Origin of the sequence: Micromonospora fiedleri (genome assembly GCF_016774385.1) — a bacterium.
In the GTDB taxonomy this organism is placed as follows: domain Bacteria; phylum Actinomycetota; class Actinomycetes; order Mycobacteriales; family Micromonosporaceae; genus Micromonospora; species Micromonospora gifhornensis.
This window is the reverse complement of sequence record NZ_JAETXL010000005.1, coordinates 584,589-603,971: the sequence shown is the minus strand read 5'-3', so window position 1 is coordinate 603,971 and position 19,383 is coordinate 584,589. Positions and strand designations below refer to the sequence as shown.

The following is a 19,383-nucleotide window of genomic DNA, read 5'->3' as shown; positions in this document are numbered from 1 at the left end:
GCGTCCCGTCCTGACTCGGGCTCTACACCTCAAGCACCCCACGTCGCGAGGAGAGCCATGACGCCGTCGAGGTCTGGCTCTTCTCGCGGACGTACCGAACGGGCCTGGCTGATAACGGCTCCGCTCGCGCTCTGTGCGGTCCTCTTCTCACTCCTGCTGGGCCTGACCGTTCGGCCCGCCCTGGGTGACTGGCTGCTCACGCTGCTGCTCACGGTGGCGATGATCATTGCCGCCATCCCCACCATCAACGTGGTGGTGCGTCGGCAGGCGCTCGGCACCACGTTCACCGAGATTCCGCTCGTCGTCGCGCTCTTTGTGCTGCCACCGCTGTCGGTGGTGCTGGCGTACACCGTGGCCACGCTCGTGGTGCAGGTGCGCCGCAAGCTGCTGCCGCCGAAGCTCTGGTTCAACGTGGCCCTCGCGGCGGCGGCGACCGCCCTGGCGACGATGGTCTACACGGTCCTGCCGACGCCGGAGGGTGCCGGGCCCGCCACCTGGGGGTTGCTGCTCGCGGCGATCGGTACGCACGCCCTCGTCGGGTTCATCGCGGTGGTTGCGGTGATCTCCGTCGTGCAGGGCTGGCAGTCCGGCCGGGAGTTGATCCGGGCGGTTCCGCCGATGTCGCTCACCGTGGCGATCAACCTCTCCGTCGGCATCCTGATCATCATCGGCCTGGAGAGCACGCCGTGGGCGGTCTTCCTCTTCGCCGGTCTCGCCGTGGCGTTCGCGCTCGTCTACGACACGTACACGCAGGTCATCCGGCAGCACCGCACGCTGACCGAGATGTACGAGCTGACCAAGGCGATCACCGAGAGCGGGTCGGACGGCAACCTCATCGACGCCCTGCTGGTCCGCATCCGCAGTCTCATGCAGGCCGAGTACGCGACGCTGTGGCTGCCTGCCCAGGGGCGGCACCCGGAGGTGCTGCTCACCGCCCAGGAGGGCAAGTCCGGTCTGCTCGACTCGGCGCTCACCCCGCAGGCGCTGCGGGACGCGGCAGTGACCCGCCAGGCGACGGTGGCGGTCGGCAGCCGGTTCGGCGCCGACCCGGAGTTGCGGGAGTCGTTGGGGCGGGTGGCCAAGGACGTGATCGTGGTACCGCTGCGGTCGGGCAAGGCGGTCATCGGCACCCTGGAGGTGGCGAACCGCCTCGGCGACGTCAACTCGTTCCGCCCGGCGGACGTGCCGGTCCTGCAGACGGTGAGCGCCCACGCCGCGGTCGCACTGGAGAACTCCCGGCTGGTCGACCGGTTGCGCCACGACGCGTACCACGACGGGCTCACCAAGCTGCCCAACCGGCGTCGGATCCTCGGCGCGCTCGCCGAGGCGGTCCGGATCCGGGCCCCCGGCGAGGTGGTCGCGCTGCTGCTCTTCGACGTGGACCGGCTGCGTCAGGTCAACGAGTCGCTGGGGCATGCCGCCGGTGACAAGGTGCTGACGGAGGTCGCCAACCGGCTGCGCGGCTGCGTGCCGTCGGCCGCCCTGGTCGGTCGGGCCGGTGGCGACGAGTTCTTGGTGACCCTGCGACTGGAGAGCGCCGAAGCGGCGGTGGAGTTGGCCGGCCAGCTTCGCGAGCAGATCCGCGACGAGATGGTCTTCGACGCGCTCACCCTCGACGTGGACACCGCCGTCGGGGTCGTCGTACACCCGGATCATGGCAGTGACCCGGCGACCCTGCTGCAACGGGTCGACGTGGCGGCGACCGCCGCGAAGTCGGTACCGGGCAGCGTGCAGCTGTACAACCCGGCGCTGGAGTCGCGTTCGCTGCGCCGCCTCGGCCTCGCCGGTGACCTGCGCAGCGCCCTCGACAACGGCGAGCTGGAGATCTACTACCAGCCCAAGGTGACGCTGCGGGACCGCCGACTCGTCGGGGTGGAGTGCCTGGCCCGCTGGGAGCATCCGACGCACGGCACGGTCGCCCCGGCGGACTTCGTCGCGGTCGCCGAGCACACCGGCCAGCTCGGTCGGCTCACCGAGTTCGTGCTCCGGGAAGGGCTGCGGCACAGCCGCGACTGGGCGCACGGCGGCCAGTCGCTCGCCGTCGCGGTCAATCTGTCCGCGCGTACGCTCAACGACGAACACTTCCCCGAGCAGGTCCGCGAACTCCTGGCGGAGTACGACGTCCCGCCGCAGTTGCTGACGCTGGAGATCGAGGAGGCCGGGGTCCTCGACGGCACCGACCGGCCGATCCCGAGCCTGCGTCGACTGCGTGATCTGGGCGTACGGCTGTCGGTGGACGACTTCGGCACCGGCAGCTCGTCGCTGGCCCACCTGCGCCGGCTCCCCGTGCACGAGGTGAAGGTGGACCGCTCCTTCGTGCAGGGCATGGCGACCGACCCGGGGGACCTGGCTATCGTCAACGCCGTGGTCACCCTCTCCCAGCAGTTCGGCCTGACCGTGGTGGCCGAAGGGGTGGAGAGCGAGCTGACCCTGGAGCTGCTCCAGGACATCGGCTGCGAGATCGGGCAGGGATTCCTGTTCAGCCGGCCCCTGCCGTACGAGCGGCTGGAGGCCTGGTTCGGCGCCCAGGTTGACCCCGACTCGATCTCCAACCGGGAGCTTCCGCGCCTGCGCGCAGTGCCCTGAGCTGCGCGTACGCCGGCACCGGGGATCCGATTTCACCAGCAGGGGATGGCCGTGTACTCTTACCTCTGCGCGGCCACCGAGTGATCGCGCAGGCCCCCTTAGCTCAGTCGGCAGAGCGTCTCCATGGTAAGGAGAAGGTCTACGGTTCGATTCCGTAAGGGGGCTCAGAGGGTCCGGCTGGGCCCACCACGGCGGTGTAGCTCAGATGGCAGAGCAAGCGGCTCATAATCGCTGTGTCGCCGGTTCAAGTCCGGCCACCGCTACTCTCCGCCGCCGGGGTGAACCCGGTGGTCAGTGGGACGGGCGCCACAGGCGCCCGCTTTGCGTGTCCGCCCCGGCGGCACGTAGGCTTTGACGCCGTAGTTGTATCCGTTAGCGAGGAAGGCACTCCGCCGTGGCGAAGGCGACCGATGTCCGGCCGAAGATCACTTTGGCGTGTGTGGAGTGCAAGGAGCGCAACTACATCACGCGCAAGAACCGCCGTAACGACCCGGACCGCATCGAGCTGAAGAAGTTCTGCCCCCGGGACGGTCGGCACACCGTTCACCGCGAGACGCGCTGAGCGTCGCCGGGCCACGCCCGGCACCCTTTTGAACCATCACGATCGCCGGTTCACGCGGCGGGCGCGGCTTTCCGCCGCCCCCAGACCGCGTGGATCGGCGATCTTGGTCTGCGTGTAGGTTCGGCGGCATGTCCCTGGACCAGTCCTTCGTCGGCCGGACTTATCCGCCGACCGCCCCCTATCAGGTGGGCCGCGAAAAGATTCGTGAGTTCGCGCGCGCTATCGGGGCCACCGATGCCGCCTACCACGACCCGGAAGCCGCCCGTGCGCTGGGCCACCCGGACGTGGTCGCGCCACCGACCTTCCCGATCGTGCTCACCATGGCGGCCAACCAGCAGATGATCGAGGATCCGGACCTCGCCATCGACTACACCCGGGTCGTCCACGGCGACCAGCGGTTCGCGTACACCCGTCCGGTGGTGGCCGGCGACGAGTTGGTCTGTGTCAACGCCATCGAGGAGATCACCGGCCGCGGGGGGCACGTCTTCGTGACCAGCCGGACCGAGGTCACCACGACCGCCGGCGAGCCGGTGGTCACCGCCTGGATGAAGCTCGTCGTACGCGGGGAGGCCTGAGATGGAACTGCCCACCCAGACGTTCCGGGTGACCCGGGCGGACCTGATCCGCTACGCGGGCGCCTCGGGCGACTTCAACACGATCCACTGGAGCGACCGGTTGGCCACCAAGGTCGGCCTGCCCGGGGTGATCGCGCACGGCATGTTCACCATGGCGCTGGTCGGTCGCGCGGTCACCACCTGGGCCGGCGCGCCCGACGCGGTCGTCGACTACGGGGTCCGGTTCACCCGGCCGGTGGTGGTTCCCGACGACGATTCCGGCACCGAGATCGTGGTGACCGCGGTGGTCCGCGAGGTGACCGAGGACGGTCTGACCAGGCTCGACATCACCGCCACCTGTCAGGGGGACAAGGTGCTGTCGATGGCGCGTGCCACCGTACGAACAGCGGGCTGACCTGCACCGAAGGGCGCGATGGCCAGACCGGTTGGGAAACTCGGGTCCGTACCCGTACACTGGTCCGCCGTGGGGCAAGTGACTCCTGCCTGGTCGTGTGACCGGGAGGGACGAGCGTTGCCGCATAGGGGTGTAGCTCAATTGGCAGAGCAGCGGTCTCCAAAACCGCAGGCTGCAGGTTCAAGTCCTGTCACCCCTGCGCCTCAGGCCTGACCGTTCCGTGGGTCGCGCCACCGAAAGGTGGCGTCCGGCCCGTGGTGGTGGCATCGGCGGGGAGGTTCCGAGGCATCGGGCCTTCCGGCTGATCCGCCGGCCGCGGCCCGTCCCGGGACGGTTGGGTCCGGCTGGCGTGACCAAACGCCGCGCACGCGAACCGCGTGCGACCCCGATATCCCGCGACGGAGGGCGAAGTGGCCGACAACAAGCGGCGCGGCGAGGACGCCGACGACGAGCGCCTGAACGACGAGGTCGTCAGTGACGGCGCCGACGACGACGCCACCGACGCGGACGAGCCGGTAACCCGGGGCGGCACCGCCACCCGGGAGCGAGCGAAGGCGGAATCCGCTGACAGCCGGTCGAAGACGCGTGCCGATGGCGAGAAGGTGGGCCTGTTCGGCCGCATCGCGCGTTTCATCCGCGAGGTCGTGGCGGAACTGCGTAAGGTCATCTGGCCGACCCGCAAGGAGTTGCTGACCTACACGGGCGTGGTGATCGCGTTCGTGTCGATGATGCTGGCGATCGTCGCCCTCCTTGACTTCGCTTTCGCGAAGGGCGTGCTGTGGGTCTTCGGCAACCCCAGCTGACCGGCTGACTGTGCCGATAGTGACGGAAGTGAGCGAGCGTGCCTGAGTACGACGAGACCGCCGAGACCCCGGACGAGCAGTCCACGGTGGCGACGGCGGCTGGCGACGAGTCGGTCGAGGCCGCCAGCGAGCCGGAGTTCGCGATGACCGAGCCCGCGCCCGACGAGGACTACGACCCGGTCGCCGAGCTGCGCCAGAAGCTGCGCTACGCGCCCGGCGACTGGTACGTGGTGCACTCGTACGCCGGTTACGAGAACAAGGTCAAGACCAACCTCGAAACCCGGATCACGTCCCTCGACATGGAGGACTACATCTACCAGGTCGAGGTGCCGACCCGGGAAGAGGTCGAGGTCAAGAACGGCAAGCGGTCCCAGGTGCAGGCCAAGGTCTTCCCCGGCTACATCCTGGTCCGGATGGAGTTGACCGCCGAGTCGTACTCCTGCGTACGCAACACGCCGGGCGTCACCGGCTTCGTCGGGGCCACGGACCGGGCCGACCGCCCGGCGCCGCTGAGCCTCGACGAGGTGCTCAAGTGGCTGGCGCCGGCGGTGGAGACCGAGCAGAAGAAGGCCAAGCCGGAGATCAAGGTCCTCGACTTCGAGGTCGGCGACTCGGTCACCGTCACCGACGGTGCCTTCGCCTCGCTGCCGGCCACGATCAGCGAGATCAACGCCGACCAGCAGAAGCTCAAGGTGCTGGTGTCGATCTTCGGCCGCGAGACGCCGGTGGAGCTGAACTTCAACCAGGTCGCCAAGATCTGATTCAACGACCGCTGGTGACGGCTTCCGGGCCGTTGCCAGCGGTTGTTTTCTGTCCGCTTCGCCCCGCCGGTCAACCTCCGTGGGTGCGCCGGTCCCGGCCTGCGCTACCCTAGAACGTCGCTGCTACCGTCCCGCGCTGACCGTGCGCGCCCCGGTGGTGGTGTCGGTGCGAACCATTCCCAGTTCCAAGCCCCAGGAAGAGACATGCCTCCGAAGAAGAAGCTCGTCAAGACGTTCACGCTTCAGCTGCCGGCGGGCCAGGCCACTCCGGCGCCGCCGGTCGGCCCCGCGCTCGGTCAGCACGGCGTGAACATCATGGAGTTCTGCAAGTCCTACAACGCGCAGACCGAGTCGCAGCGGGGCGACATCGTCCCCGCCGAGATCAGCGTGTACGAGGACCGGTCCTTCACCTTCGTGCTGAAGACCCCGCCCGCCGCCCGGCTGCTGATCAAGGCCGCCGGTGTGCAGAAGGGCTCGGGCGTCCCGCACAAGGAGAAGGTCGGCTCGGTGTCCCGCGCCCAGGTGCGGGAGATCGCTGAGAAGAAGATGGCTGACCTCAACGCCAACGACCTCGACCAGGCTGAGAAGATCATCGCCGGCACCGCCCGGTCGATGGGCCTCAACGTCACCGACTGACCTCGGCCACCACCGACCCGTACGGATCGTGGGAGGGCGCGCGAGCATCGCGGCCCGCCAGAAACCACAGGAGTAGACAGAAATGCAGCGCAGCAAGAGCTACCGCAAGGCCGCCGAGGTCATCGACCGGTCGAAGCTCTACACCCCCGCCGAGGCCGTGAAGCTGGCCAAGGAGACCACCGCCACCAAGTTCGACGCCACGGTCGAGGTCGCCATGCGCCTCGGCGTCGACCCCCGCAAGGCGGACCAGATGGTCCGCGGCACGGTCAACCTGCCGCACGGCACCGGTAAGACCGCCCGCGTGATCGTGTTCGCCGCCGGCGCGAAGGCCGAGGAGGCCGTCGCCGCCGGTGCCGACGAGGTGGGCACCGACGAGCTGGTCGCTCGGATTCAGGGTGGTTGGCTGGACTTCGACGCGGCCATCGCCACGCCGGACCAGATGGCCAAGATCGGCCGGATCGCGCGGATCCTGGGCCCGCGCGGCCTGATGCCGAACCCGAAGACCGGCACGGTGACCATGGACGTCACCAAGGCGGTGGCCGACATCAAGGGCGGCAAGATCACCTTCCGGGTGGACAAGCACTCGAACCTCCACCTGATCATCGGCAAGGCCTCCTTCAGCGAGGCCCAGCTGGTCGACAACTACGCGGCCGTGCTGGACGAGGTGCTGCGGGCCAAGCCGTCCGCGGCGAAGGGCAAGTACCTCAAGAAGGTCACCCTGACCACCACCATGGGCCCGGGTGTCCCGGTCGACCCGAACCTGGTGAAGAACCTGCAGGAAGGCTCGGCCGACAGCTGAGCACGACGCACCGGAAGGGCCCCGCCGCGTACGTGGCGGGGCCCTTCCGTCGTCGCCGGCGCCCGCGCGTGGTGGTCAGCGCGGTGATCGACTCCGCTACGTCGAAACGGTGGTGTCCCGTGGCGGCTGACCCCGCCGTTTCGGCGATACGGCGACGCCAGCCAGCGGCCCTCGTCGCACAGGCGGGGGGCGATTTGGCGACTGCGGGTGGGGTCGCGTAGTCTGTTGACGTCGCGCGACTTCGTCGTGCGTGAAGTTCCACCCAGAGACCGCTGGTCACCGTGCTCCGGCACGGTCGAAGGTTCCGCGAAGACGGGCGACCCGCGCAGGGCGGCAAGCGAAAATCGGCAGCATCCCGTGGTCCGCCGACTACGGTGAGCGTTGCCCATCTCGCCCCGTGCGCCCTGCGCCGGGGCTTTTCTGTTCTTGCGATGCCCTCGCTCCAGTCGCAGGCACCCGCCTGTGCTGGCGACCAGCCTCGAGCAACGAGAGAGGAGGGACATGGCGGACAAGCCGATCCGGGCCGACAAGGCCACGGCTGTTGCTGAGCTGACCGAAAGCTTCCGCAGCGCGGGTGCCACCGTGCTGACCGAGTACCGCGGCCTGACGGTTTCCCAGCTCACCCAGCTGCGGCGCTCGCTCGGTAAGGAGACCAGCTACACGGTTGCCAAGAACACGCTGGCCAAGCGTGCTGCGGCGGACGCGGGCATCTCCGGCCTCGACGAGCTGTTCACCGGTCCTACCGCGCTGACTTTCGTTTCGGGCGACGTCGTCGAGGCGGCGAAGGGGCTTCGCGACTTCGCGAAGGCCAACCCGAAGCTCGTCATCAAGGGCGGTGTCTTCGAGGGCAAGGCCATTTCTGCGGCCGAGGTCACGAAGCTCGCCGACCTGGAGTCCCGCGAGGTGCTGCTGGCCAAGCTGGCCGGCGCGATGAAGGGCAACCTGAGCAAGGCTGCGGCCCTGTTCCAGGCCCCGCTGTCGAAGACCGCCCGTCTGGCGGCCGCCCTGCAGGACAAGCGCGAGAAGGAAGGCGCCGAGGCGGCCTGAGGTCGTACGGCGCACCCACGTTCTTAGTTAAACCTTTTAGGAAAGGACGCCAGACATGGCGAAGCTCAGCACCGAAGAGCTGCTCGACGCGTTCAAGGAGATGACGCTGATCGAGCTCTCCGAGTTCGTGAAGCAGTTCGAGGAGACCTTCGAGGTCACCGCCGCCGCCCCGGCCGCGATGATGATGGCGGGTCCGGCCGCCGGTGGCGCTGCTGCCGAGGCCGAGCCGGAGAAGGACGAGTTCGACGTCGTCCTCGACGCCGACGGTGGCAAGAAGATCCAGGTCATCAAGGTCGTGCGTGAGCTGACCGGCCTGGGCCTCAAGGAGGCCAAGGACCTGGTCGAGTCGGCCCCCAAGGCTGTCCTGGAGAAGGTCAACAAGGAGACCGCGGACAAGGCCAAGGCCAAGCTGGAGGGTGAGGGCGCCAAGGTCACCCTCAAGTGACCTGAGCACCACCTGGCCGCCCCGGCTCACGTGAGCCGGGGCACACCATGTCGCGGCGGGCGGCGATCCGATCTGACGGATCGCCGCCCGCAGTGCAGGTGGACGCGGGCGCAGCGGGCATGAGCAGGCGTGGAACCGGCGTGGGGAGCCGTGGGCACGTCAGACGGCCGTCCCGTCGGTAGGGAAAGAGCAGCGGATGGCAATCTCGGCCCTTGACGCAACCATGGGCTGACAGGCACGCTGGCATAGCAAGACCTTCCGCGCTTGCGACGGCCACCGCGTGGGTAGATCACGGCAGCGCCACTGCCGCCGACACCCGAGCGGCCCGGCAGGAACGTTGCGTTCCGAGCGGCCCGGTACGACCCGGTTCACAGGGTCCCGCGGCCAGATCCGCAACGTCCTGCGGGATGGGCTGGACAGCGGTTAGCCTCTCGGCTACACTGCTAGTTTGCGCTGCCTTCCGACTTGACCCCTGCTCGGAAATGTCCGGTTATGGATATTTTCTGGTGGGGCCATTGGAGTGCACGCGTACCAGCCGTTCTGCAGCACCGGTCCTCGGAAGGACGCATCTTGGCAGCTTCCCGCCCTGCGAAGACCAGTCGTACGTCGAGCGCATTCGCTCCCCGCCGAGTTTCCTTCGGCCGGATCACCGAACACCTCGAGGTCCCCAACCTCCTCGCCATTCAGAACGAGTCCTTCGACTGGCTCGTCGGCAACGAGGCTTGGCAGGGCCGGTCGGCGGACGACCCGCACGCACGCTCGGGTCTCGCGGAAATCCTCGACGAGATCAGTCCCATTGAGGACTTTTCCGGCACCATGTCGCTTTCCTTCTCGGCACCGCGCTTCGACGAGGTCAAGGCCTCGATCGAGGAGTGCAAGGAGAAGGACCTCACCTACTGCGCGCCACTGTTCGTGACCGCGGAGTTCACCAACAACACCACCGGCGAGATCAAGAGCCAGACGGTGTTCATGGGTGACTTCCCGATGATGACGCCGAAGGGCACCTTCATCATCAACGGCACCGAGCGGGTGGTGGTCAGCCAGCTCGTCCGTTCGCCGGGCGTCTACTTCGACAAGCAGCCGGACAAGACCTCCGACCGCGACCTCTCCAGCGTGAAGGTCATCCCGAGTCGGGGTGCCTGGCTGGAGTTCGACATCGACAAGCGCGACACGGTCGGTGTCCGCATCGACCGCAAGCGTCGGCAGGCCGTCACGGTGCTGCTGAAGGCCATCGGGTGGTCCGCCGAGCGGATCCGTGAGAAGTTCGGCTGGTCCGAGCTGATGATGACCACGCTCGAGAAGGACCACATCGCCGGCCAGGACGAGGCGCTACTCGACATCTACCGGAAGCTGCGCCCTGGCGAGCCGCCGACCCGCGAGAACGCCCAGACCCTGCTCGACAACCTCTTCTTCAACCCGAAGCGGTACGACGTAGCCAAGGTCGGTCGGTACAAGTTCAACAAGAAGCTCGAAGTGGACGTGCCGATCACCACCGGCACGCTGACCGAGGACGACATCGTCGCCACCGTGGAGTACCTCTGCCGGCTGCACGCCGGTGAGGAGGGCTACGAGGCCGACGACATCGACCACTTCGGCAACCGGCGGCTGCGTACCGTGGGTGAGCTGATCCAGAACCAGGTTCGGGTCGGCCTGTCCCGGATGGAGCGGGTGGTCCGCGAGCGGATGACGACTCAGGACGTCGAGGCGATCACGCCGCAGACCCTGATCAACATCCGCCCGGTGGTGGCCGCGATCCGGGAGTTCTTCGGCACCTCGCAGCTGTCCCAGTTCATGGACCAGACCAACCCGCTGGCGGGCCTGACCCACCGGCGCCGGCTGAGCGCGCTCGGCCCGGGTGGTCTGTCCCGGGAGCGGGCCGGCTTCGAGGTCCGCGACGTGCACCCGTCCCACTACGGCCGGATGTGCCCGATCGAGACGCCGGAAGGCCCGAACATCGGCCTGATCGGCGCCCTGTCCACCTTCGCCCGGGTCAACCCGTTCGGCTTCATCGAGACGCCGTACCGGAAGGTCATCGACGGTCGGGTCACCGACCAGATCGACTACCTGACCGCGGACGAGGAGGACCGGTTCGTCAAGGCGCAGGCCAACGCGCCGCTGCGGGCCGACGGCACGTTCGCCGAGGACCGCGTCCTGGTCCGTCGTAAGGGCGGCGAGACCGAAGACGTCGCGCCGGGCGCCGTGGACTACATGGACGTGTCACCGCGGCAGATGACCTCGGTCGCGACCGCGATGATCCCGTTCCTCGAGCACGACGACGCCAACCGTGCCCTGATGGGCGCGAACATGCAGCGCCAGGCGGTGCCGCTGGTCAAGGCCGAGTCCCCGCTCGTCGGCACCGGCATGGAGTACCGTGCCGCCGTCGACGCCGGTGACGTGGTCGTGGCCGAGGTCGGTGGCGTGGTCGAGGACCTCTGCGCCGACTACATCACCGTCCACCAGGACGACGGCCACCGCCGGACGTACCTGCTGCACAAGTTCCGCCGCTCCAACGCCGGCTCCTGCGTCAACCAGAAGCCGGTGGTCTTCGAGGGCGACCGGGTCGAGGCCGGCCAGGTCATCGCCGACGGTCCGTGCACCGACGAAGGCGAGATGGCGCTCGGGCGCAACCTGCTCGTGGCGTTCATGTGCTGGGAGGGCCACAACTACGAGGACGCGATCATCCTGTCGCAGCGCCTCGTGCAGCAGGACGTGCTCACCTCGATCCACATCGAGGAGCACGAGGTCGACGCCCGGGACACCAAGCTCGGCCCGGAGGAGATCACCCGCGACATCCCGAACGTCAGCGAGGAGATGCTCGCCGACCTCGACGAGCGCGGGATCATCCGGATCGGTGCCGAGGTCGTCCCCGGCGACATCCTGGTCGGCAAGGTCACCCCGAAGGGTGAGACCGAGCTGACCCCGGAGGAGCGGCTGCTGCGCGCGATCTTCGGTGAGAAGGCGCGTGAGGTCCGGGACACCTCGCTGAAGGTGCCGCACGGCGAGACCGGCACGGTCATCGGTGTGCGTACCTTCTCCCGCGAGGACGGCGACGAGTTGCCGCCGGGCGTCAACGAGCTGGTCCGGGTCTACGTCGCCCAGAAGCGGAAGATCCAGGACGGTGACAAGCTCGCCGGCCGGCACGGCAACAAGGGCGTCATCTCCAAGATCCTGCCGGTCGAGGACATGCCGTTCCTGGAGGATGGCACCCCGGTCGACATCGTGCTCAACCCGCTGGGTGTGCCGAGCCGAATGAACATCGGCCAGGTGCTGGAGACCCACCTGGGCTGGGTGGCCAAGACCGGTTGGAAGGTCGAGGGCGACGACGCCGAGTGGAAGCGCCAGCTGCAGAGCATCGGCGCGGACTCCTCGGAGCCGGACACCAACGTGGCCACTCCGGTCTTCGACGGTGCCCGCGAGGAGGAGATCTCCGGTCTGCTCGCGTCGACCCTGCCCAACCGGGACGGCAAGCAGCTGATCGGTGCCACCGGAAAGGCGCAGCTGTTCGACGGCCGCTCCGGCGAGCCGTTGCCCGACCCGATCGCCGTCGGTTACATCTACATCCTGAAGCTCAACCACCTGGTCGACGACAAGATCCACGCTCGGTCGACCGGCCCGTACTCGATGATCACGCAGCAGCCGCTGGGTGGTAAGGCGCAGTTCGGTGGCCAGCGTTTCGGTGAGATGGAGTGCTGGGCCATGCAGGCGTACGGAGCCGCGTACGCCCTGCAGGAGCTGCTGACGATCAAGTCCGACGACGTCCTCGGCCGAGTGAAGGTCTACGAGGCCATCGTCAAGGGCGAGAACATCCCCGAGCCGGGCATTCCGGAGTCGTTCAAGGTGCTGCTCAAGGAGCTGCAGTCGCTGTGCCTCAACGTTGAGGTGCTCTCCAGCGACGGCGTGGCCCTGGAGATGCGCGAGACCGACGACGAGGTGTTCCGGGCTGCGGAGGAACTGGGCATCGACCTTTCCCGGCGTGAGCCGAGCTCGGTCGAGGAAGTGTGACGTTGGGGCTTCGGGGCGGGGCAACCCACTCCAGGCGGTCAGGTTGATCCCTGCGAGGGTCGCCCCGCCCCGAAGCCGAACCCGGTGAGCTGCTGACGCAACAAGCGACGTGTGAGGGAATTGAACGTGCTCGACGTCAACTTTTTCGACGAGTTGCGAATTGGGCTGGCGACCGCGGACGACATCCGTCAGTGGTCGCACGGCGAGGTCAAGAAGCCCGAGACGATCAACTACCGTACCCTCAAGCCGGAGAAGGACGGTCTCTTCTGCGAGAAGATCTTCGGTCCGCAGCGGGACTGGGAGTGCTACTGCGGTAAGTACAAGCGGGTCCGCTTCAAGGGCATCATCTGTGAGCGCTGCGGCGTCGAGGTGACCCGCTCGAAGGTCCGCCGGGAGCGGATGGGCCACATCGAGCTGGCCGCCCCGGTGACCCACATCTGGTACTTCAAGGGCGTGCCGAGCCGGCTGGGCTACCTGCTGGACCTCGCCCCAAAGGACCTCGAAAAGATCATTTACTTCGCCTCGTACGTCGTGACGAGCGTGGACGCCGAGTCGCGTCACCGTGACCTCTCGACCATCGAGAACGAGATCCTGGCCGAGAAGCGGCAGTCGGAGAACAGCCGCGACTCGGAGATCGAGAAGCGGGCCGCCAAGCTCGAGGCCGACCTGGCCGAGCTGGAGGCCGAGGGCGCGAAGGCGGACGTCCGGCGCAAGGTCAAGGAAGGCGGAGAGCGCGAGATGCGCCAGATCCGCGACCGGGCCCAGCGCGAGATCGACCGCCTGGACGAGGTGCTGGACACCTTCCGCAAGCTGGAGCCGAAGCAGCTGGTCACCGACGAGCTGCTCTACCGCGAGCTGCGCGACCGGTTCGGCGAGTACTTCACCGGTGGCATGGGCGCCGAGGCGATCAAGGCCCTGGTGCAGAACATGGACCTCGACGCCGAGGCGGAGAGCCTGCGGGAGACCATCCGTACCGGCAAGGGCCAGCGGAAGATCCGGGCGCTCAAGCGGCTGAAGGTCGTGGCGGCGTTCCAGAACACCCGGAACTCGCCGCTCGGCATGGTGCTGGACTGCGTACCGGTGATCCCGCCGGACCTGCGTCCGATGGTGCAGCTCGACGGTGGCCGGTTCGCGACCAGCGACCTGAACGACCTCTACCGCCGGGTGATCAACCGGAACAACCGGCTCAAGCGGCTGATCGACCTCGGCGCGCCCGAGATCATCGTCAACAACGAGAAGCGGATGCTCCAGGAGGCCGTCGACGCGCTGTTCGACAACGGCCGTCGGGGCCGGCCGGTCACCGGCCCGGGTAACCGTCCGCTGAAGTCGCTGTCCGACATGCTCAAGGGTAAGCAGGGTCGGTTCCGCCAGAACCTGCTGGGCAAGCGCGTCGACTACTCCGGCCGTTCGGTCATCGTGGTCGGCCCGAAGCTCAAGCTGCACCAGTGCGGCCTGCCCAAGCAGATGGCGCTGGAGCTGTTCAAGCCGTTCGTGATGAAGCGGCTGGTCGACCTCAACCACGCGCAGAACATCAAGTCCGCCAAGCGGATGGTCGAGCGGCAGCGGCCGGTCGTGTGGGACGTGCTGGAAGAGGTCATCGGCGAGCACCCGGTGCTGCTCAACCGGGCGCCGACCCTGCACCGCCTGGGCATCCAGGCCTTCGAGCCGCAGCTGGTCGAGGGCAAGGCCATCCAGATCCACCCGCTGGTCTGCACCGCGTTCAACGCTGACTTCGACGGTGACCAGATGGCGGTGCACGTGCCGCTGTCCGCCGAGGCCCAGGCCGAGGCGCGGATCCTGATGCTGTCGTCGAACAACATCCTCAAGCCGGCCGACGGCAAGCCGGTCACCATGCCCACCCAGGACATGGTCATCGGCCTGTACCACCTGACCCACCTCACCACCGGTGAGCGTGGCGAGGGCCGGGCGTTCAGCTCGGACGCCGAGGCGCGGATGGCGTACGACAACGGCGAGCTGCACCTGCAGGCGCCGGTCAAGATCCGGCTCCAGGGTGTGGTCGAGGTCGACAACGGTGCCGGCGCGCAGCCGTGGACCGCGCCCGAGGGCTGGACCCAGGGTGAGCCGCTGACCGTGGAGACCACGCTCGGCCGGGTGCTGTTCAACGAGACCCTGCCGCAGGGCTACCGGTACGTGAACTACGAGATCCGCAAGGGTCAGCTCTCCGCGATCGTCAACGACCTCGCCGAGCGGTTCCCGAAGGTGGCCCTGGCGGCCACCCTCGACGGGCTCAAGGAGGCCGGTTTCCACTGGGCCACCTGGTCCGGCGTGACCATCGGCATGGAGGACGTCATCGCTCCGCCGCGCAAGCGGGAGATCCTGGAGAAGTACGAGAAGGAAGCCGACCGGATCGACAAGCAGTACCAGCGTGGTCTGATGACCGCCGAGGAGCGTCGCGGCGAGCTCATCGAGATCTGGACCAAGGCGACCAACGAGGTCGCCAAGGAGATGGACACCGCGCTGCCGCAGGAGAACCCGCTGTGGAAGATGATCAACTCGGGTGCTCGCGGTAACCTGCTCCAGCTCCGGCAGATCGCGGCGATCCGTGGTCTGGTGGCCAACCCGAAGGGTGAGATCATCCCGCGGCCGATCAAGGCCAGCTACCGGGAGGGTCTGTCCGTGCTGGAGTACTTCATCTCCACGCACGGTGCCCGTAAGGGTCTCGCGGACACCGCCCTGCGTACCGCCGACTCGGGTTACCTGACCCGTCGTCTGGTGGACGTCTCGCAGGACGTCATCATCCGCGAGGAGGACTGCGGCACCGACCGGGCCATCCCGATGCAGATCGGTCAGCAGCTCGACGGCCGGCTCGTGGTGCACGAGCACGCGGAGACCAGCGTGCACGCCCGTACTTTGGCCGACGACATCAAGGGGCCGGACGGCACCGTCGTCGCCGAGCGGGGCTCGGACATCAACTCGATCCTGGTCGACAAGATCGTCGCCGCCGGGGTGGAGACCGTCCGGGTGCGCAGCGTGCTCACCTGCGAGTCGAAGCTGGGCGTCTGCGGTGCGTGCTACGGCCGTTCGCTGCCGACCGGCAAGATCGTGGACGTCGGCGAGGCGGTCGGCATCATCGCCGCCCAGTCGATCGGTGAGCCGGGTACGCAGCTGACGATGCGTACCTTCCACACCGGTGGTGTCGCGGGTGAGGACATCACCCAGGGTCTGCCCCGTGTCCAGGAGATCTTCGAGGCCCGGATCCCGAAGGGCAAGGCGCCGATCGCCGACACCCCGGGCCGGATCCGGATCGAGGACGGCGAGCGGTCGCGCAAGATCGTCGTCATCCCGGACGACGGCAGCGACGAGATCGTGTACGACAAGATCTCGAAGCGGGTCCGGCTGCGGGCGCACGACGGCGACCACGTCGAGGTCGGCGAGAAGCTCACCGAGGGCACCATCGACCCGCACGAGCTGCTGCGCATCCTCGGCCCGCGGGCGGTCCAGGTCCACCTGACCCAGGAGGTCCAGGAGGTCTACCGCTCGCAGGGTGTGCTCATCCACGACAAGCACATCGAGATCATCATCCGCCAGATGCTCAAGCGGGTGACGGTCATCGACTCCGGCTCGACCGAGTTCCTGCCGGGTGTGCTCGTCGACCGGGCGCTGTTCGAGTCGGAGAACCGCCGACTCGTCTCCGAGGGCGGCGAGCCCGCGGCTGGCCGTCCGGTGCTGATGGGTATCACCAAGGCCTCGCTGGCCACCGACTCCTGGCTCTCGGCGGCCTCCTTCCAGGAGACCACCCGGGTGCTGACCGACGCGGCGATCCACGCCCGCAGCGACTCGCTGATCGGTCTCAAGGAGAACGTGATCATCGGTAAGCTCATCCCGGCCGGTACCGGCATCAGCAAGTACCGCAACGTCCGGGTCGAGCCGACCGAGGAGGCGAAGGCCAAGGTCTACTCGATGACCGGCTACCCGGAGACCGACTACGGTTTCGGGCCGGCCAGCGGCCAGGCGGTTCCGCTGGACGACTTCGACTTCGGGTCGTACCGCTGAGTTGTTCGCTCTGACGACGAGGCCCCCGGCAACCCGCCGGGGGCCTCGTCGTCGGTGGCGGCGGTCATGCTCCTACCGATCCGCCATGGGCGGGGCATGATGGAGGCATGACGACCGCCGCCGGACCGATGCCGGTCGCTTCACCGCCCGGGCCGCCCCGGCACCCGTTCGACCCGGACCCGGTCCGGGCCACGAAGGCGCGGGCTGTCTTCGCGCTCGGGCTGATGGGTGCGCTGACCGGACTGTTCATCGGGGGAGTGGTACCGGCCACGGTGGCGCTCCAGTTGGCCCGGCAGGCGCGCCGCGAGGCGTACGCCTCAGGGGGGTTTCTGACCGGCGCGGCCTGGCTGCGGCGGGGCGAGACCCTGGCCTGGACGGGCCTGGGGTTGGTCGCGGTCAGCGTGGTCGTCGCGTTGGTGATCGGCGTGATTCGGCTCGCCGAGGCACCCTACGGGCACGACTTCGCGCCGAACGTGGACTGAGCTCGCTCTCGCGCCGCAGGCCGGTGGGCTGACCGGCGACGGTAGCCTGACGGTGTCTGCCGCGCGGCGGTGGACGCGGCCGATGAGGAGGATTCCCGTGACGGAACCGGCGCGTCCCGAGAGCGGCGAACCCGCTCAGCCCACCGCCGGGCACTCGGAGGCCGGTGCACCGGAACCGGACAGGTGGGCACCACCGGGACCGACCGGGGCAGACTTCTCCGCCGGGTACCCGCCGTCTCCAGCTGCCCCGTACGGACCCGTACCGTCCGCGCCTCCGTTCGGGTCCGCACCCTCCGCACCGCCGTTCGGGTCGGCACCCTCTGGGCCGCCGTTCGGGCCTGCCCCCTCCGCGCCGTCGTTCGGATCCGGTCCGTCCGGGGCGCCGTTCGGGGCTGTGCCGTCCGGGCCGTCGGGTGGGCCGGGTGTGGGGGCACCCGGGGGGTGGGGGCCCGGCCCGGGGCACGGTGGTGGTGGCCCGGTCCCGCCGCCGCAGGAGCGGCCCCGACCGCCGAGTCGGGTGGAGCCCGTACCGGGCACTCCGTTCGCGATGGTGCACCTGGATGTGCCGCCGGTCACCTCGGGCCTGGCGGTCGGCTCCCTGGTCGCGGGCGTCATCTCCATCCTGGTGTCGTTCCTGGTCATCTGCGTGGGTTCGGTGGGCGGTGGGCTGAACGGTGTCTGGGCGGCCGGGTCCTTCGCCACCCTCGGCGGCCTCACCGGGGCCGGCGCCCTGGTGGCCGGCCTGCTGGGCGTACGGCAGATCCGGCGGCCGGCACCGGCGCCGGCGGTGCGCTTCACCGGCCGTGGTCTCGCAATCGCCGGGATCAGCTGCGGCGGCGTCGGGTTGCTGTTGAGCCTGCTCGGCGTGGGCCTGGCCCTCCTGCTGACGCTGGCCTGAGCAGGATGCCTGATCACAGCGGCTGATGCGGCGCGTCAGACTGCCGGCCCCGGCTCGGGGGCTCGGCGGGTGGTTTCCGGTGGAGCCGGTACACTTGTATCCGTAGGTGCCCATCACGGGCGGGTGGAGCGACGGAGCCGGTTGCCGAGCGGTGAGAAGTTCGGCAGGTCTCCCGTTTTGACCTGCGCGGCTGTGGTAGGTACTCTTTCCCCTTGTGCCCGGGCCAGCCCGGGCAAATCGTGCGTGCGCTGGATCCGGCCTCCGGTTTCCGGAAGGCGCCACGAATGAGCCAAAGATCCGGCGCACGGTCCCGTGTGCCGGTGACAGACCCCCGGGGCTGCGCTCACAAGCGTGCGGAACCGGGACCGTGGGCGGGCGACACGCCCGACCGCGGGTGCCGGGACCTCCGCGAGGTGGCCCTGGTCGGAATGTAGGAGAGCCGGTCATCAGGTCGGCTACGGCAGACGGCGCGGTCGCGACAGCGGCCGAAGGGAGCGGAGAAACCCGGTGCCCACGATCCAACAGCTGGTCCGAAAGGGCCGCCAGGCGAAGACCACCAAGACCAAGACCCCGGCGCTGAAGGGTTCCCCCCAGCGGCGCGGCGTGTGCACCCGCGTGTACACCACCACCCCGAAGAAGCCGAACTCGGCGCTGCGCAAGGTTGCTCGTGTCAAGCTCAGCAGCCAGGTCGAGGTGACCGCCTACATCCCAGGCGTCGGGCACAACCTGCAGGAGCACTCGATCGTGCTCGTCCGCGGTGGCCGTGTGAAGGACCTCCCCGGCGTGCGTTACAAGATCGTCCGCGGCTCGCTGGACACCCAGGGTGTCCGCAACCGCAAGCAGGCGCGCAGCCGTTACGGCGCGAAGAAGGAGAAGAGCTGACATGCCGCGTAAGGGACCTGCCCCGCGTAAGCCGCTGGTCGCTGACCCGGTGTACAACTCGCCGCTGGTCACCCAGCTGGTAAACAAGATCCTGCTTCGCGGCAAGCGTCAGCTCGCCGAGCGCATCGTCTACGCCGCCCTGGAGGGCTGCCGCGAGAAGAGCGGCACCGACCCGGTCGTCACGCTCAAGCGCGCGATGGACAACGTCAAGCCGACCCTCGAGGTCCGCAGCCGCCGTGTCGGTGGCGCGACCTACCAGGTTCCGGTCGAGGTCCGTCCGGCCCGGGCGACCACCCTGGGGCTGCGCTGGCTGGTCACCTACTCCCGCGCCCGGCGCGAGAAGACCATGGTCGAGCGGCTGATGAACGAGCTGCTGGACGCGAGCAACGGCCTCGGTGCCGCCGTCAAGCGGCGTGAGGACACCCACAAGATGGCGGAGTCCAACAAGGCCTTCGCGCACTACCGCTGGTAACACCTGAGGTCCCGGCGCCCGATCG

At 68.5% G+C, this 19,383-nt stretch carries 16 protein-coding genes and 3 tRNA genes; all 19 read left to right on the top strand.

Features of this window, described 5'->3' with window-relative positions:
* The first annotated feature begins 57 nt into the window (after window positions 1–57).
* A complete protein-coding gene (locus JMF97_RS16900; RefSeq protein WP_203222386.1) occupies window positions 58–2,586 on the top strand; it encodes a putative bifunctional diguanylate cyclase/phosphodiesterase in 2,529 nt (842 codons plus the stop codon).
* A gap of 92 nt (window positions 2,587–2,678) precedes the next feature.
* Window positions 2,679–2,751: transfer RNA gene (locus JMF97_RS16895), tRNA-Thr, on the top strand.
* Between the two features lie 25 nt (window positions 2,752–2,776).
* A tRNA-Met gene (locus JMF97_RS16890) sits at window positions 2,777–2,849 on the top strand.
* Window positions 2,850–2,980: 131 nt separating this feature from the next.
* Window positions 2,981–3,148, top strand: coding sequence for a 50S ribosomal protein L33 (gene rpmG / locus JMF97_RS16885; protein WP_007073056.1), 168 nt, complete (start codon window positions 2,981–2,983; stop codon window positions 3,146–3,148).
* 128 nt (window positions 3,149–3,276) lie between these two features.
* Window positions 3,277–3,723, top strand: coding sequence for a MaoC family dehydratase N-terminal domain-containing protein (locus JMF97_RS16880; protein WP_102658895.1), 447 nt, complete (start codon window positions 3,277–3,279; stop codon window positions 3,721–3,723).
* Between the two features lies 1 nt (window position 3,724).
* Complete coding sequence (locus tag JMF97_RS16875) at window positions 3,725–4,117, top strand: MaoC/PaaZ C-terminal domain-containing protein (RefSeq protein WP_203222385.1); 393 nt, start codon at window positions 3,725–3,727, stop codon at window positions 4,115–4,117.
* Window positions 4,118–4,243: 126 nt separating this feature from the next.
* Window positions 4,244–4,316, top strand: a tRNA-Trp gene (locus JMF97_RS16870).
* 211 nt (window positions 4,317–4,527) lie between these two features.
* On the top strand, window positions 4,528–4,920 hold the full coding sequence (secE, locus tag JMF97_RS16865) for a preprotein translocase subunit SecE (RefSeq protein ID WP_013735968.1): 393 nt from the start codon (window positions 4,528–4,530) through the stop codon (window positions 4,918–4,920).
* 38 nt (window positions 4,921–4,958) lie between these two features.
* On the top strand, window positions 4,959–5,681 hold the full coding sequence (nusG, locus tag JMF97_RS16860; RefSeq protein ID WP_013735967.1) for a transcription termination/antitermination protein NusG: 723 nt from the start codon (window positions 4,959–4,961) through the stop codon (window positions 5,679–5,681).
* Between the two features lie 204 nt (window positions 5,682–5,885).
* Complete coding sequence (rplK, locus tag JMF97_RS16855) at window positions 5,886–6,317, top strand: 50S ribosomal protein L11 (protein ID WP_013735966.1); 432 nt, start codon at window positions 5,886–5,888, stop codon at window positions 6,315–6,317.
* An 82-nt stretch (window positions 6,318–6,399) separates the two neighbouring features.
* Window positions 6,400–7,116, top strand: coding sequence for a 50S ribosomal protein L1 (rplA, locus tag JMF97_RS16850; RefSeq protein WP_203222384.1), 717 nt, complete (start codon window positions 6,400–6,402; stop codon window positions 7,114–7,116).
* Window positions 7,117–7,617: 501 nt separating this feature from the next.
* Window positions 7,618–8,163: a 50S ribosomal protein L10 gene (gene rplJ, locus JMF97_RS16845; protein WP_013735964.1), complete on the top strand. Its 546-nt coding sequence runs from the start codon at window positions 7,618–7,620 to the stop codon at window positions 8,161–8,163.
* Between the two features lie 55 nt (window positions 8,164–8,218).
* Complete coding sequence (gene rplL / locus JMF97_RS16840) at window positions 8,219–8,608, top strand: 50S ribosomal protein L7/L12 (RefSeq protein WP_013735963.1); 390 nt, start codon at window positions 8,219–8,221, stop codon at window positions 8,606–8,608.
* A 570-nt stretch (window positions 8,609–9,178) separates the two neighbouring features.
* Window positions 9,179–12,610: a DNA-directed RNA polymerase subunit beta gene (gene rpoB, locus JMF97_RS16835; protein ID WP_203222383.1), complete on the top strand. Its 3,432-nt coding sequence runs from the start codon at window positions 9,179–9,181 to the stop codon at window positions 12,608–12,610.
* A 126-nt stretch (window positions 12,611–12,736) separates the two neighbouring features.
* Window positions 12,737–16,624, top strand: a complete 3,888-nt coding sequence (locus JMF97_RS16830) for a DNA-directed RNA polymerase subunit beta' (RefSeq protein ID WP_203222460.1) — start codon at window positions 12,737–12,739, stop codon at window positions 16,622–16,624.
* A 107-nt stretch (window positions 16,625–16,731) separates the two neighbouring features.
* On the top strand, window positions 16,732–17,106 hold the full coding sequence (locus JMF97_RS16825; protein ID WP_203222382.1) for a hypothetical protein: 375 nt from the start codon (window positions 16,732–16,734) through the stop codon (window positions 17,104–17,106).
* A 547-nt stretch (window positions 17,107–17,653) separates the two neighbouring features.
* Entirely contained in the window at window positions 17,654–18,004 is a 351-nt protein-coding gene (locus JMF97_RS16820; RefSeq protein WP_238359451.1) for a hypothetical protein, read from the top strand.
* A 507-nt stretch (window positions 18,005–18,511) separates the two neighbouring features.
* A complete protein-coding gene (gene rpsL, locus JMF97_RS16815; RefSeq protein WP_013735958.1) occupies window positions 18,512–18,886 on the top strand; it encodes a 30S ribosomal protein S12 in 375 nt (124 codons plus the stop codon).
* A 1-nt stretch (window position 18,887) separates the two neighbouring features.
* A complete protein-coding gene (gene rpsG, locus JMF97_RS16810) occupies window positions 18,888–19,358 on the top strand; it encodes a 30S ribosomal protein S7 (protein WP_013735957.1) in 471 nt (156 codons plus the stop codon).
* The last annotated feature ends 25 nt before the right edge of the window (window positions 19,359–19,383 follow it).